This is a genomic window from Anaerocolumna xylanovorans DSM 12503 (genome assembly GCF_900143645.1).
Lineage (GTDB): Bacteria > Bacillota > Clostridia > Lachnospirales > Lachnospiraceae > Anaerocolumna > Anaerocolumna xylanovorans.
In genome coordinates this window covers 32,551-47,994 of the sequence record NZ_FRFD01000003.1, presented here as the reverse complement: position 1 = coordinate 47,994, position 15,444 = coordinate 32,551, and the positions used below count along the sequence as shown (strand labels likewise).

16 protein-coding genes and 1 pseudogene are annotated in these 15,444 nt (G+C 39.3%); all 17 read right to left on the bottom strand.

Annotated elements, in window-relative coordinates; all coding sequences use genetic code 11:
- Positions 1 to 7 precede the first annotated feature (7 nt).
- The 17 genes and pseudogenes from BUF11_RS00240 to BUF11_RS00165 all read right to left on the bottom strand — a co-directional run bounded on the left by BUF11_RS00240 (position 8) and on the right by BUF11_RS00165 (position 15,278).
- A complete protein-coding gene (locus BUF11_RS00240; protein WP_073586815.1) occupies positions 8 to 676 on the bottom strand; it encodes a response regulator transcription factor in 669 nt (222 codons plus the stop codon).
- 19 nt (positions 677 to 695) lie between these two features.
- Positions 696 to 1,376, bottom strand: coding sequence for an ABC transporter ATP-binding protein (locus BUF11_RS00235; RefSeq protein ID WP_175561958.1), 681 nt, complete (start codon positions 1,374 to 1,376; stop codon positions 696 to 698).
- Positions 1,376 to 2,464, bottom strand: a complete 1,089-nt coding sequence (locus BUF11_RS00230) for an ABC transporter permease (RefSeq protein ID WP_073586814.1) — start codon at positions 2,462 to 2,464, stop codon at positions 1,376 to 1,378. The genes BUF11_RS00235 and BUF11_RS00230 overlap by 1 nt, the downstream gene beginning before the upstream one ends.
- Positions 2,461 to 2,910 carry a flavodoxin family protein gene (locus BUF11_RS00225; protein ID WP_073586813.1) on the bottom strand — a complete coding sequence of 150 codons (450 nt, stop codon included), beginning with the start codon at positions 2,908 to 2,910 and terminating at the stop codon, positions 2,461 to 2,463. The genes BUF11_RS00230 and BUF11_RS00225 overlap by 4 nt, the downstream gene beginning before the upstream one ends.
- 219 nt (positions 2,911 to 3,129) lie before the next feature.
- Complete coding sequence (locus tag BUF11_RS00220) at positions 3,130 to 3,834, bottom strand: hypothetical protein (RefSeq protein ID WP_139243233.1); 705 nt, start codon at positions 3,832 to 3,834, stop codon at positions 3,130 to 3,132.
- 75 nt (positions 3,835 to 3,909) lie between these two features.
- Positions 3,910 to 4,476 carry a hypothetical protein gene (locus tag BUF11_RS00215; protein WP_073586811.1) on the bottom strand — a complete coding sequence of 189 codons (567 nt, stop codon included), beginning with the start codon at positions 4,474 to 4,476 and terminating at the stop codon, positions 3,910 to 3,912.
- Positions 4,457 to 5,878: a sensor histidine kinase gene (locus BUF11_RS00210; RefSeq protein WP_073586810.1), complete on the bottom strand. Its 1,422-nt coding sequence runs from the start codon at positions 5,876 to 5,878 to the stop codon at positions 4,457 to 4,459. The genes BUF11_RS00215 and BUF11_RS00210 overlap by 20 nt, the downstream gene beginning before the upstream one ends.
- Positions 5,879 to 6,532 (bottom strand): annotated as a pseudogene (locus BUF11_RS25105) (response regulator transcription factor).
- A gap of 190 nt (positions 6,533 to 6,722) precedes the next feature.
- The gene (locus BUF11_RS00200) at positions 6,723 to 8,843 is read right to left on the bottom strand and encodes a DUF2157 domain-containing protein (RefSeq protein ID WP_073586809.1); all 2,121 of its coding nucleotides are present in this window, start codon (positions 8,841 to 8,843) and stop codon (positions 6,723 to 6,725) included.
- A gap of 259 nt (positions 8,844 to 9,102) precedes the next feature.
- Positions 9,103 to 9,213, bottom strand: a complete 111-nt coding sequence (locus BUF11_RS25100; protein WP_242952287.1) for a 4Fe-4S binding protein — start codon at positions 9,211 to 9,213, stop codon at positions 9,103 to 9,105.
- Between the two features lie 79 nt (positions 9,214 to 9,292).
- Positions 9,293 to 10,453 (bottom strand): ArsA family ATPase, encoded by a 1,161-nt coding sequence (locus tag BUF11_RS00195; protein ID WP_073586808.1) that lies wholly within the window; start codon positions 10,451 to 10,453, stop codon positions 9,293 to 9,295.
- A gap of 15 nt (positions 10,454 to 10,468) precedes the next feature.
- Positions 10,469 to 10,711 (bottom strand): hypothetical protein, encoded by a 243-nt coding sequence (locus BUF11_RS00190; protein WP_073586807.1) that lies wholly within the window; start codon positions 10,709 to 10,711, stop codon positions 10,469 to 10,471.
- The gene (locus BUF11_RS00185) at positions 10,704 to 11,882 is read right to left on the bottom strand and encodes an ArsA family ATPase (RefSeq protein ID WP_073586806.1); all 1,179 of its coding nucleotides are present in this window, start codon (positions 11,880 to 11,882) and stop codon (positions 10,704 to 10,706) included. The genes BUF11_RS00190 and BUF11_RS00185 overlap by 8 nt, the downstream gene beginning before the upstream one ends.
- A gap of 419 nt (positions 11,883 to 12,301) precedes the next feature.
- Positions 12,302 to 12,787, bottom strand: coding sequence for a MarR family winged helix-turn-helix transcriptional regulator (locus BUF11_RS00180; RefSeq protein ID WP_073586805.1), 486 nt, complete (start codon positions 12,785 to 12,787; stop codon positions 12,302 to 12,304).
- Positions 12,788 to 12,920: 133 nt separating this feature from the next.
- Entirely contained in the window at positions 12,921 to 13,649 is a 729-nt protein-coding gene (locus BUF11_RS00175) for a Crp/Fnr family transcriptional regulator (RefSeq protein WP_242952286.1), read from the bottom strand.
- Between the two features lie 2 nt (positions 13,650 to 13,651).
- The gene (gene add / locus BUF11_RS00170) at positions 13,652 to 14,647 is read right to left on the bottom strand and encodes an adenosine deaminase (RefSeq protein ID WP_073586804.1); all 996 of its coding nucleotides are present in this window, start codon (positions 14,645 to 14,647) and stop codon (positions 13,652 to 13,654) included.
- Positions 14,648 to 14,651: 4 nt separating this feature from the next.
- Entirely contained in the window at positions 14,652 to 15,278 is a 627-nt protein-coding gene (locus BUF11_RS00165) for a YczE/YyaS/YitT family protein (protein ID WP_073586803.1), read from the bottom strand.
- Positions 15,279 to 15,444: the final 166 nt, after the last annotated feature.

Below are 15,444 nucleotides of genomic sequence, written 5' to 3'. Positions count from 1 at the left end.
CCATGGGTTAATATTTCGCCTTATATCCCAAACCTCTCACTGTAATAATCTCAAAGTCCGGATAGTTTTCGAACTTACGCCTTAATTTTTTAATATGGGAGTCCACTGCTCTTTCGTCCGCTTCCGAATCCATTCCCCATATTTCATCCATCAATTCCAGCCTGGTAAATATTTTATTGGGATTGCTTAAGAGCTTAAATAACAGATAGAATTCCTTTGGAGGCATTTCAAAATATTCTTCTTTTATCCGTACCGTTAAAGCATTGTAATCCAGCACCGTATTTCCTATTACTATTTTCTTGTCAACCGCAATCTGGGCACGGCGCAGGAGTGCATTGACCCTTAGTACCATTTCCTTCATCCGGATTGGCTTTATCATATAGTCATCTGTTCCGGCCTTAAACCCATTTTCCATATCTTCTAACTGGTCCTTGGCTGTTATCATTAATATTGGCAATTGGTAAGAGGCAAAGCGCAGGGCCTTTGTCAGCTCATAGCCATTCATCTTTGGCATCATAATGTCACAGATAATCAGGTCAATGTATTCCTTATCCATTACCTGCAGGGCTTCTTCTCCGTCAAAGGCAGGAAATGTTTTAAAATTTTCCTGCTTTAATTTTGCACATATCATTTTATTGAGTGTTTCATCGTCTTCCACAACCAATATAGAAAACATTTCCTGTCACCCCTTTCCGTTATATTTTAAGCAGATTCCCGTAATCCAGACGGTATACGCTGTCCACAAGATCAAGAATGCGCTCGTCATGAGTTACCATAATAGCCGCTGTATTTCTTATTTTTACTTCCTGCCTGATCATCTCCGCTATCTGGCGTCCCCTTGTCCCATCCAAACTTGCCGTAGGTTCATCCGCCAGAATAACTTCCGGGCGGTTTATGAAGGCTCTTGCGATGGCAGCACGCTGCTTTTCACCGCCTGACATCTGCTTCGGATACTTTTTATTACAATTACTGATTCCAAGCTCCTGTAACAATTCGTCTACGGCTTTGTTTCTTTCTTCTTTTGTTTTGTAGGGCTTCATATCAGCAACAAGTTTTAACTGCTCTTCTGTTGTCAGATAGGGGAGGAGCTGATGGTTTTGAAAAATAAATCCCAGCTTTTCCCTTCTGATTTTTGTCCATTCCTTTTGTTTCCTGTCGGATACATTATCTCCATTTATTATTATATTTCCTTTATCCGCAGAAAGCAACATCCCTGCAATTGTTAGCAGCGTACTTTTTCCGGAGCCGGAAGGGCCGAGTACTGCGGCAAACTCTCCCTTCCCTATCTTAAGGGAGAGATCATTCAGTACAAGGTTTTCCCTTTCTCCATCCTGATAAGCCTTTGATATATGATTTAATTCCAGCGCAAACATCATTATTCCTCACTTCCTCCGATTATTGTTACAGGGTCTACCTTCGCTATCTTACCGGCAGAAAGTAAGCTGCAAAGAAGTGATATCGCGACAAATGCCAGCGAGATGATAAAAGCATTCATCTGATTTAGATAAAAAGGCATACTCTTCGGAAGTATACCGGCCATACCAAAGGCCAAAATATTCCCACACAGCATACCAAAGCATGCCAGAAGAAGCACCTGGGAAAATTGCATTCTTGTAATTTCTCCCATCTTCATTCCAATTGCCTTCATAACACCGAATTGCTTGTACTTTTGTATGGTAAGAATATAGAAAAACACTCCCAAGATTGCCGCTGATATGAATACCAGCACCCATAATATCATATTAATCGTTGTCTGTTCCGCCTGATAGCCGGGAATATGAGCAATAATTTCCGCTTTGCTGACAATATCCGTTTTGTCTATTCTCTTACCGGACAGATTATCACTTTTCAGGGCAATAGCGTGATACCCTGCCTTAAACCCCGGATTAATGGCGGTCCGAATATCGGTATAGGTCTTTGTACTGATAAAACCAACAGGAGTATGCCCATACATTGCGTCCTTGGTAAAACCGGTTACCGTAAGTTCCACCCCGGATGCTGAATCCACCAAAACATCTCCCGCCTTTATGCCATTCTCTTCAAAGGCATCATCTAAAACAATGGTATGTGCTTTACTTGTAAGTTTACCGCCTTTTATGACCCCGGGATTTAAGAACTCGTCAGGATTAACAGCAAAATACGTAACATCCAGCTTTTCTGATTTTCCTTCTTTATTCAGATTCATTCTTTGTATGTCAAGGACTGCTGTTTTACCCCTTGCGGCACTTTTCACCTGTTCCAAAGTATCTGTACTAAGATTTGATACCGTTATCAAATCCTCTGCGTCGGAGCTTACCGCAAAATATGAAGCATCCATATTTTCAATTCCCGCACTGACCGCCCTTGCCAGACCGTTTGCCAGACCGGATAAAAACATTACCATAAATATCATAAGCACAAGCAGGATTTCTATAAAGAAGTATTTTTTCCAATTGTATCTGATTTCTTTCCATGCCAGTCTCATTTTGCAACCTTCTTTTCCCCTGCTAATCCCTTTGATATTACTTCCGCGTATTTTCGTGCTGCTTTTAAATCCTCTGCATCCGGCCTCTCCCTGTGCATTACCTTAAACTGCCCTCTGCAGTAGAAATCTCCTTCTGCTGTCTGGATTCCCTGTGAAAGTAAGAGCTTTTTGATTTCAGGATATGCTCTTTGTGCCAGAGCCGAAGTAGAGAAAACAGCTACTTTTCCTATCTTATTCGCATCCAGAGTACGAATAAACTCTTTTACCTGACTGTCTATCCCTCCCCAGTATACGGACGCTCCCAGAAAAAGTACATCAACCTTCTCCTTTACCGGCTTGTCTATTGTATATGCCTCACACCCTGCTGCATTTGCTATCTCTATTGCTAATTTCTTTGTGTTACCTGTTTTCGAAAAATATCTTACTGTGGTTATCTTTTTGTCCATGTCTTTCCTCCTGCTATTGATAATTAATTGTATCCTATTAAATAAGATAGTAATAAATTATCACAGTAATATGGCCTGAATATGGCCATATGGCATGTGCATCCTGCCCGTAAGGCTTTTTATCTTATAGGATGTAATTTTCTATAAGATAAAAAAGCGGCTCCGGATTATGACCAGAACCACTTTGTCAAATTTGCTTTTGTACCCACAGGTATTACTCTATTCTGCCATTAAATTAAAGCCCTTAATACCGGCTTCACTTTCTTTTATAAAATCATTTGCTATAATAGCTTTTCCAGTAATCCCCTGCAGAGAATCTATAATTTTACCATCGGGAACATTGATATATTCTCCATCCTGATAGCTTAGAACAGAATATTGATCTTTACTATTTCCATAATAAGGAACTATCAATTCGTGATATCCGTTTTCTATTTTATCACTTATGATAATTGGTGTATTAACTATTGTAAAATCCTCCTGGATATGCAGTTTACCGGCTTGCTTCGATACCCATATAGCCGTACTGCCGCCAGTTCCGCTCGTATAAGGTCCGGTAACAATGGCAAATATCTCATCTTCACCATCATCATTTAAATCAACATAATTATAATAATAGTGAGTTGTTTCAAGGTAATCCTCCGGTATTTCCATATCCTCAACAATCAAGTCCCTTAGTTCCCCATTTGCTGCAGTTTCTGCTTTTACTCCTTTTATACCTTCCGGCAAATCTACCATAGGAATATCCGCCTTTACCTGTGCCTCATCAGTTCCCTCTTTCGTTTCTGCCGGATTAGCACTCGATTCAATACCGGTACCAAAAGCTTTTTCTGTTTTAACCTCTGTCTTTTTTGTCCCGCAGCCTCCCACTACCAGAATAACCGCCATGACAATACCAAATAATTTCATTCTTCTCTTTTTCATTTCAAATCCTCCTGACATTTATTATTACCATATAAGTGTCTCACAGAGATGTATCTAACTTGTATCTTCCACCGGTTATTGATAAAAATATTCTTCCAATTCCTTTTCGAAAACTTCCTGTAACTTCTCATACTCCTTTATATTCTCATCTGCTATTTGAATACTTAACAGTTTTCCGCTATCTTCATCCAATACTATTTTATAAGGAATATCCTTTATTTCCAAAGAGCCGCTCCATATAATCATGGAATATGAAGGAACTTTTGCATTCACCAGCAACTGCGGCGATATATCAATCTCTCTTTGCACAGGTCCATCGATATCCATTTTTAAAGCCGGTATTTTGCAAAGCTCCCTATAGCATTGTTTTCTGGCTTCATACAGGCTATATGCATTTCCCGTCTTAAGGGAAATTCTTTCTACATCCGCTTCGCCGGTGCGAATCATATCTCTTCTTTGCTCCAGGTTGAGCTGTTCTGCATTACTTTTTTGTATTTCCACAGTATCAACCGGAATTTCCGGTTTCATACCCAATAAATGCCCTTCCTGCAATTGAAAATATATATACGGAACAACAGTAATAATGCCTGTAACAACAATTACCGCAAGGATTTCTCTTATATTACTTAGCCTGTGCTTCATTGACTGCTCCTTCCCATAACAGCGTTACTTTCGTTCCTTTTGCTAACCCGCTTTCAAATTGGATTTCTCCGCCATGCAATTTCATAATATTGGCGCAGATAGCCAGTCCGAGTCCGACTCCTCCCTCTTTTCTGGAGCGGGATTTGTCCACCCGGTAAAAAGCTTCCTGAATCTTTGGTATTTCTTCCGTTGGAATACCTCTCCCATTATCCGAGACCGTAATCCGTACCTTCTTCCCTTCTGCTTTCGCTTCTATGCGTATTCTTCCGGCTATATCTACTGCTTTTCTCGCATTATCCATAAGGTTAATCAGAACAGTTTTCATCAGCTGTTCATCTGCCCTGACATTAAGTTCGTCCAACTCCCTCACCACGGTAATTTCCTTCTCGTCTAAGAGGCTTTGCATCGTACCGATAGAATCTTCCAGCAGCTTACGGATAGAAAGCACCGTATAATCTCGTACTGCACTTTTTACTACCAGTAAATCCAATAATTTTACTGATAACCCTTCCAACCGTTTTCCTTCTGTAAAAATATAGTTTGTTGCAGTAAAATAAGCGGTTTCCTCCAGCTGCTTTCTTCTTAATAAATCCGCATAACCTATAATAGAGGTTAATGGTGTCCTGATTTCATGTGCAAAGCTTCCAACAAATTCTTCCTGCCTTCTCGCTTCCTCCTTTAATTCAAGGATATCTTTCTCCAGCCTGTCCGCCATATTGTTGAAGCTTTCCGCAAGCACCCCTATCTCATCATCTGAATTGCTATGAACTCTGGCTTTTAAATCGCCCTGCTGCATCTTTACTACTGTATCCTGCAATTGGTACAATGTTTTGGAAATCCAAAGCATGTTCAGGAAATTCAATACCGCACACAGGATGCCAACACTTAGCATAATTATGAAAAAGAAACGTAACTGTGTATTCCTCAATGAAAATATTGATGTGATATTTGTACACTTATCAAGTATTACCGTATCATTTGTAAATTTCACAGCTAATGTCATTTGCATATAATACAGTTTTTGTTCCTGGTAAATCGTATACTTTAACTTATTCTCACCCGGGCTTTCCATGTCCACAAATGGGTTATTTCCGCTGTAAGCAAGTATCTTTCCTTCTTTATCCCTTATACGGAATTGTCTCCCTTCCGCTCTCCAGTTTTCATTCAGGGTTTCTATTACCAACTCCAGCACTTTGCTTTCTTCCAGGTATAAGGTCCGGCTGTCATTAGCCATCAGCACTGCCATATCCCGCTGCATTGACTGGATTTCTTTCTTTTCCTGCATTATTTCGGATGAGATTGAATGCTTCAGTGTCATAGAAATCATTATCGTTCCTCCGAGGCTTAAAGCAAAAAAGACCAATAAGATTGTATTTCTGAATATCTTCCATGAAAGCTTCATTTACTCCTCCAGCCGATACCCTATTTTAAATAAGGATACGATATTCTCTTTTAAATCAAGCTTCTTCCTTAGTCTTTGAATATGCAGATCAATCGTTCTGCTGTCCCCGGTATACTCTCCGCCCCAGACATTTTCATAAATCTGCTCCCTGAATAACGCCAGATTCTTATTTCTTATCAGCAAAACCAGCAGGTCGAATTCCTTTTCCGTAAGAATTACTTCCTCATCTTTCTTCCTTACCGTGTGGGATTGAATGTCCACTATAATGTCCCTGTATACTAATTTATCAGCCGCCTTATTATAACGCCTTAGTACACTCTCAACTCTTGCAAGCAGTTCCATGATTTCAAACGGCTTGGTCAGATAATCGTCTGCTCCCAGCCTAAGGCCTTTTACCTTGTCCTCTACTTTACCTTTGGCAGTTAAAAATATCACAGGAATGCCAAGCGGCCGGATAAACTCCATTAATTCAAATCAATTCACCTTGGGAAGCATAATATCCAGCAATATAAGGTCATATCTTTCTTCTATCAATTTATCAGCAGCTTCTTCTCCGTCAAAAACCTGTTCACAAAAGTATCCGGCAGAACTTAAGCTTAAAACAATTAAATCTGAAATTGGCGCTTCATCTTCAACAACCAGAATCCTCTGCATCTTTCATTCTCCTTCTGCCTCATTAATTTGCATTTTTTTATTTTATCATTTATTTACCTTAGGTAGCAATACAATTATTTTTAAATTCATTCTTACAGAATGAATTTAAAAAAGCAGATGTATCTTCCTGGTAGAAAATACATCCGCAAATATTTATCCTTTCCAATCGGCCGCAAAACCCACGAAATTCTTATGAATAATTCTGGCTTAATTTATTGTAAATAAAACTGATCAGAAAACACAGGCTTCCCCCTATAATCAGTGCAAAAACTCTGGTAATTGAGTTTTCCTGGTTAAGATCCACAAATATGAATTTTGCTACCATTAAGATGGTCAATACCAGCCCATACTGCCTTATACTCTTGATTTTTAACTTAAATCCTACTGATATGCTTCCTATAGCTACGATTAGTCCAACTATGCTATATACAACCGATGCTATTTCCGTGTCTAAAAACGCCCAAAGTATAGTCCATGTCAGTATTAAATATTTTAGAACAATCCAGATTCCTGTCAATTGCTTATACCGGCTGTTATCAGAAAGAATTATTTTGCTCTGCATTAATGCAACCGCAGTTACAGCCAGGGTAAATATCAGCCGAAGAAATGTCCTGTCTGCAGCCGCTATTTCACTTAGCCCATAAAAATATAATATAGTAGTAAGCAAGCAGACCAGCCTATGCATCTTTTTATCATTTTCCAAGCTATCATTTGTTCCCCAAAACTTGAACTGTTCATTCTCCCAATTTTTGAAATAACCGACCTTTACCAAGGCAATGACAGCAAGAACAGCAAGGAAATAGCCCGCCGCATTGTCCGTGTATCTGCTTATGTGCGGCGCATGTATGCAGTTTATCACATTGGAAGGTATACCAAAGCTGTTCATCATTATTACTGCGATACCGATTAACTTAAGGATGTTAATCTGCTTATATTTTTTCAGGCTGCTGCTTTGCCATAACACATATACCAGCAATCCTAACTGGATTAATCCATAGACTGAGCATATCAAATTATCGGAATAATTGCTTATCAGGAAAAACGAATCAAATAGAATTATAAACCCGATCAATAAGGAGTGGACTTCCTTTTTAAATACCCTCTCACTTGCAACCAGCAAAAGTCCTATCAGAATGATTCCGGTAGGCACCTGATACAATTTTACATTGATCAAGAAAGAAACAGCTGCCAGAATAACGGCATAATATCTCGTTAACCATTTTTCCATCTCTTTGTAAAATACACTATTTAACAGAAATTGCACCAGGTTAACTGCAAAAAACAATATGTAACAGGTTATTCCTTTCAAATCCAGATAATTGTCACTTAAGTTGCTTATATATAAAATTGTCAATATCGTTGTGGTTACACTGACTCCCAGATAAGCCGGAGTAGTGCCCCCATGGTTAATCTTTTTATAAAACAGGTTCATAAGCAGATACACAATGATAATCGTGACCGTCTGCACGGCATAACTGTCCAGCAGTTGTTCTGCCCCAGCCGCTCCGTCCATATAGCATCGGAACAGTATGGTTGCATAGCTTACAATGGACAGGACTATACTGGTTACTAATTCCGTTTTATTACCTTTGAAGGTTTTGTATAGCATTACCGCTGAAATACTCGATACGAACAGGGCCATTACCAGCAGGTCCATATCTCCTTGTATAAGCGTCAACCCTAACAGCAATGCAATGTAGCTTCCAATATATGCTATAATCGTCGTAAAAAATAAATTGGTATACCGTGAAGACAGGATAAAGAATACCGCCCATATACCGGCTAAGAATATGGATATATTGTTTCCAATCAAATGAAATGCCAGATTGGCAGATAATATCGCAATGAAGAGTAAACCGGCTCCTGTTCCAAGGATAATTGATGTTATTGGATTTTTCTTTGTCCTAATAAGCCAAAACCCCAGACCAGTCAATATAGCTCCTGCCGACGTTATAATCAATAATTTCACTTCCGGTGTCATTCGATTCCATACCAGGCCGATAAAAGAAATGGCTCCTATAAAAATAAGCATCGCTGCCAATGCCCCTATCAGGTATTTTCCAACCAATGCTTCTTTGTCTTTGTTTCCCTCGTTTTTGCTTTCCTTGTCTTCTTCCGGCTGGGTTCGTATTGCTGCAGCAGGTTCCTTCCTTCTTACTTCTCCCTGTATTAGCATTGCCCGCTCTGTTTCTTTATCTGCTGTTTCAGTACCTGGCATTCCCGATTTGTCAAATTCTGATTCTTTTATGACGCACTCCAGATAAGCCACTCTTTGTTCAAGTTCGGTTATTCTCTCCTCCAATGACTTCATTTGACCTCCACCTTTTCCCCGTTCCTCCTAATTGCATAATCCGACTTCATAGCTGCCCATATTTTAACATCTAAAACTCTCAATTACAACATTTATGAATATTTTCTATAGACAGATGTCCAACCTTCTTTGATTCTCTTCTAAGCCTTCTCTTTATTGATACCTCTTAACCTCTCTGTCGATAATTTCTTTACTTTCTCTTCCGATTTATCTTCTGCTGATAACAATATACAATTACATTCCCCATAACTCATTTGCATCAGGCAAACAACCTCACGGCCTTTTCCATGCGTTTCACTACCTTTACTCCGAAAGGACAGCGTTTCTCACAAGCTGTGCAGCCGATACAGTCCGAGGCAGTTTTAGCCATTGGCTTCATTATAAAACAGGATGCTTTGAAATGCTATAACATATTTCCTGCTATGACAGCTAACTTAGAATACCAATAACTATTTAAAAGAAATATTTAAAAATCCTTCTTCGAATTTTGCACTGCTGATTTCTTTTTCCTGCAATTTAAGGGGCAGCGGGAATCTTCTGACTTCATTTTTTACACCCAGTAACAATTCATTTCCAATTTGGCGCAGCTCCAGTTCTTCCTTGTCGGCAAAGGGAAGAAATACTTTCAGAACCGTCTTATCTTCCTCATAATTAATATGGTAAATTTCCTGGCAGAACAACACCTTTGTAATATCTGTACCTGCAAATAATTCCTCACCAACCCGCTTAAGAACCGGAAATGTGCGCAGTTCTTCCTTTTGCAGTTCAAGATAGAAACGCGGAACCTCCGAAAAACTTTCTGCAATTTCACGAAGTCCCTCCTCCTGCATGGCAATCCATTTATGAAAATATCCCTCCATTGCCCTATCCGGATAAACACGGTTCACAAATATGGCATCCACATTATAATTATACAGGTGCAGGCAGGTAAAATTACGTTTTGCTTCCTGTATAACAATCTTTTCCGGTGTTGTTACGATACGGAGACTGACAGCTTCTTTATTCAACATTAACTTCTGCAGACGTTCCATTTTCTGCATGATGTATTCAATGTCGTCAAATACATTGTCCTCCGGCATTGGCAGCTTCATTACCTTCTCCACCACTGGACCGGCTATTTTTGCCCCTTTTCTCTTAATTGGAAGTACCTTTTCTATAAAACCTGATAACTTTTCCGGATATTTGAGCAGGGAAAGTGTTTCACCGGTTGGCGCACAGTCTACAATCAACACCTCATATTCCCCCCGTTCATAGATATCTAATATCTTAAACATGGAAAACAATTCTTCCAATCCGGGAAATACAAGAAGTTCCTCCACTTCAATTCCTCCATCTCCCTGTATTGTCAAAAGTTCTTTAAAATATCCTTTTAAGTTACCCCAGCTTTTTTCACTTTCGTAAACGGAATCTATCTCCATTGCATACAGATTATCTGCCAGCTTTTCCGGTTCCCTGCCAAGCTTCCTATCGAAGGAATCACCCAGGCTGTGTGCCTGATCCGTGCTCATAACCAATACTTTTTTACCGGATTCTGCAATCCTGACTGCACTGGCTGCTGCCATGCTGGTTTTACCTACGCCGCCTTTTCCTGTATATAAAATAATTCTCATTATTTCTGCCTCCCGCTAACCGATATTTATTTTCTTTACCTTAGAATCTTTCTCTTTTTCACTTTCATTCTGTCCGTCATCGTTTCTGACGTTTCCCGCACACCTGACGGCATCTGTCACCATTTCCATAAACATGGTGCGCATTTCCTTTTCAATCACTTCCATATGCTTTACTGCTCTTTCCGGAAGAAGTGCGCGAATTGCCATCTTTTCATATTTCCCTGCTTCTCTTAATCTGCTCACCATCTCTTTATTCATTTTCTTCTTCCTCCTTTTCAAACTGAATGTGAAGTATGCCTTCTTCTAATTTAGCCAATGTGATGGTATAGGTACGAAGTGCATTCGGTAATGGAATATTCCGTTTAAAATTATCAACCTTTATAACAACATCCGTATAAGACTGATACAGGTCCACCTCTTCCTTTTTTGCATATGGCAGTGACACCGACAGTACATATCCCTTCTCATTCCGTTCAAAAGTCTCACGGTCTGTAATTACTTTTGTATCAAACACCTCATCTCCGCTAAGTACATCCTTGCAGATTCTTTCCACAGCATGGCTGCCTTTTAGCTCCTCGTCATACCATGGTATTCGATAGATTGGGAGCATTCCGAAATTATCTTCCAGCTGTGCCATGTATTTTTTCTGTATCAAAAGCCAGTCATCAAAGAATTCATTCTCAATTTCCCGTGGAAGAATACGGTTAATATAGAGTCCATCCACATTAAAGTTATAGAGGTTCATGTACATATAATTCCTCTTGGTCTCCTCGACTACCATCTTTTCCGGTATCGTCACCAGCCTTATACTTGTTGTTTCCCTGTTTTTAAACAGTTCCTGAAGTTCTGCCAGTTTTAAGTACATCTGTTCAATATCATTCATGGCCTTCTTATTTGGCAATTCTATTTTAAAAAACTGTTTTGAAACCGGAGCCAAAAGACGAACTGCAACTTTTCCAACAGGAAAAAACTTTTCCATATACCAGGACAATAATTCCGGAAATTTTAAAAGTGAAAGGGTCTCTCCTGTTGGTGCACAGTCTACAATAATCCTCTCATAACTGTCTTCCTTGTATATATCTGTGATCTTTAGAAGTGAAAATAATTCCTCCATTCCGGGAAGCATTCCGAAATCCTCCATATTGCTGCCGCCTGTCTGCGGGAGAAGTTTGCCAAGGCTTTCCTGAATACCTGGAAAGTCATTTTCCATCACATAATTTGGATCAATCTCATAAGCATCCAGATTCTCTGCCACTTCAAATGGTTCCTTGCCTAAAGCTGTTTCAAAAATGTCCCCCAGATTATGTGCCATATCCGTACTAACCAACAATGTCCTATACCCGTCCTTCGCACTCTTGATTGCATGGGCGGCAGCAACACTGCTTTTCCCGACTCCGCCTTTTCCTGTAAAAATATATAGCCTGCTCATATTAACCTCCATGCATTTCGCAAGTTTACTTGCGAAACTGCCTAAATAGAAAGTGAAAAATGCATTTTATTTTTCACACTAACACCCATGCATATCGCAAGTTTACTTGCGATACTGCCCAAATAGAAAGTGAAAAATGCATTTTATTTTTCACACTAACACCCATGCATATCGCAAGTTTACTTGCGATACTGCCCAAATAGAAAGTGAAAAATGCATTTTATTTTTCACACTAACACCCATGCATATCGCAAGTTTACTTGCGATACTGCCCAAATAGAAAGTGAAAAATGCATTTTATTTTTCACACTCCTCTTTTCTGAATATTCAGTCCTTGATTGGATATTTATTAATTCATTGTATGAACACTTCGAGCTTCGAATTATTTAGCCGAATAAAATGCCAGCAGTGCTGACATATTATTCAATGGTTATTTTCTTTATTTTGGGCTTTCCCGTATCTGTTTTACGTTCCTGCCTCATAATCTCCATAAGTTTCTGTATCATGCGGTAGAATAATTCCATTTCTTCTTCAGTAAAAGCCTCATATACCTGTGTTCCATAATAGGAAAACTCGCGAATAGCCGCCTGCATCTGTGCCATTCCCTGTTCAGCCAGCTGTATTGTCACAATTCTCTTATCTTCTGTGCTGCGCTCTCTTATTACAAGAGCACGCTTCTCCATTCTGGCGATAATGCCTGTTGCCGTGTTCAGGGGAACGTGAATATATTCTGCAATTTGAGACATATTGGCTTCCTTCTGCCGGTACAGAAGCCATAAAACAAACATTTCATTCTTGGAGCAATCCAACAGGATATTTTCCCAAATCTCCGGAGACAGCAAGTCTTTTATACTGTCCGCAAAACGGTAGACCTCCTGTTCCAATTCCATAGCCGTTATCTTCATAGCATCTCCATTTGCTTCTTGGTTCGAAGTAATTTAATTCTACATCCGAATTATTTTATTGTCAACATCTATTTAAACACTTCATACCCCCACCGGTATTGTTGTTTAATTTTTCATTCACTCGAAACGATAACTAAGACTGGTCAACAATTGGTGCCAAATACTCTTTCATGAGAAGATACTGCTTATTTGCAATAATGATCTTATTGCCGGACCGGTTGATATAGCCATCCTCTTCCATTTTTTTAACAGAGCGGTTGATGGTCTTTACGCTTAATCCTGAACGCTCTGATAATTCCAGTCTGGTAAGATTTAACACGCACTGGCTTTTTTGTCCGGCTTGTTCATAAATTTGGGTAAACAGGTAGATGATACGGTCAATGCCCTGAAGAAACAGTAATACCCTTTCTTTTCTGGACTGGTCCAAAAGATAAGTCCCTATGGACTCTATTTCCATGTGCAATGCATTGATATCATTTAACATCCATTTCTCAAACATACTCTTGGAAATAACAATTAAGGTGCATTCCGTTACGGTCTGGAGTGTAGTTCTGTATTTTTTCATATTCAGCAGGATTTCCATTGCTCCAAATACCTTAATGGAATAGAACCGCGTATAATCATATACAATACCGCAAATGCGGTAATCAATTGCCTTTACAATCCCGTCCACCAAAATATACACATTATCAACTTCTGTATTTTCTTCGATAAAAACACTATTCTTTTCTTTGCGTATAATCTGCATGGATTCAAAAAACCAAAGCGGCGAATTGCTTAAATATCGGGTTAAATAATCCCTTTTTTCTTCCGGCAGACTGTTTTGCAATGCAACTATCTTATTGACATTCCCTTCTTCCACACCTATTTCTCCATTTCTTTCAGAAGTCTGTGTTTGATATTATCAGCAGCAAAGGAGATTTCTACGGAATTTTTAAGAAGCTGCCTGATCATCCCTTCGTCCAATCCCATATTTTCACTTAAGCTTAAGAGTTCCTTGGTTACTGTGGTGTTACTGACCGTTCGGTTATCCGTATTAACAGTTGCCAGTAAACCTTCCTCTAAAAACCGCCTTAATGGGTACCCTTTCCAGTCATTAACTGCTTTCGTCTGAAAATTACTGGTGGGGCACAGTTCAATTCCAATTCCCATTTCCCTGCATTGCTTCATAAGGGAACTGTCCTTCATTAATGCAATTCCATGACCCATCCTTTTCGTTCCCACTGTAATGGCTTCTTTCACATTTACAATACTTCCGCACTCACCGGAATGTATTGTAAATGGCATATTAAGCTGCTTCGCCATTTGAAATAATTCCCGCTGCTCGCTGGTCGGAAAAGCAGCTTCATCACCTGCTAAATCCAGAGCGCAGACACCTTCTCCAAGGTATTCCCTTGCACAATCAAGCATCTTAAGATTCTTTTCAAGGGGATAATGCCTCATGGCGCAAACAATAACAGAAGCCCTAATATCCCATTGACGCTGTGCCTCTAAGATTCCGTCCAGAACACTTTCAATTACCCTATTGCAGCTAAGTCCTCCTGCGACAGAAAACATAGGAGCAAACCGCACCTCCAGATACTTTACATTTTCTAAAGCCGCACTTTCTAGCAAATCCATAGCGGCCTGTTTCAGACCGCTTTCCGTCTGCAGGCACTTAAGGGGCAAATCAAATTTTTGCAGATACTCATGCAAACTTTCACAATCTTCTGAAACCAGAAGCTCCTTTTGTAATTGTTCCTTCGGTATGATAATTCCCTGTTCCTTTAGTAAGCAGGAAACCGTTTCTAAATTCATCGAGCCGTCCAAATGACAGTGTAAGTCCAGTTTGGGCAGCTGCTGTAACCATTTCTGCTCCATGTTATTACACTTTCCTTTCTACAAATATTGCTTTAATTTGGTTGGCTAGAAACTGAATCGTCGGACCTGCTATCAGTGCTGTAACGATAGTAACAACTCCTAATTTTCCTCCAAGTATTGTGCCGATTATGACCATAGTAACATCGAACATAATCTTAGTCCGTTTATAATCCCATTTAATTTTATCCCGAATCACCATAACCACACCGGTAAATGGATCCAGACCAATATCAACAACAATAAATATCGCAACTCCAGTATACAATAACAGGCATCCGACTACAACTGCCAGGCTCTGAAAATATATATTATTTAAATTGGAAGAGAATAAATAATAGTAAAGTTTTGTTCCTAAATTTACAAACAATCCATAAGGAAGAATATAAATGAAAGTACCTATATTGATGTATCTTCTTCCTATAAAAATCAGCAGTACAATTAATCCGTAATTCACAAAGTTAGAAGCGGTGCCTAACTGCTCGCTGTTAAGCTTTGCTATATTTCTTACCCCGTCATATACGATTCCAACAGGGTCATTCCCAAGTTTTGCACAACTGTTAAATGCAATACCAATTCCAATCAGGAAAATACCCAGGAGGGCATAAAATATTTTTTTTGCATCTATTTTCATGTAGTTCCCCTTTCTTAGCTCTCATATGCACATTCCGGTATGCGCTTATATTAATAGATTCTGTATTCTTAAAATGATTTGCAGCAATCTGTCGATATTCTATTACATTTCTACAAATCAGAAAAGGTCACATGTCCTTTTCTTTCGTGATTTTATTAAAAATATT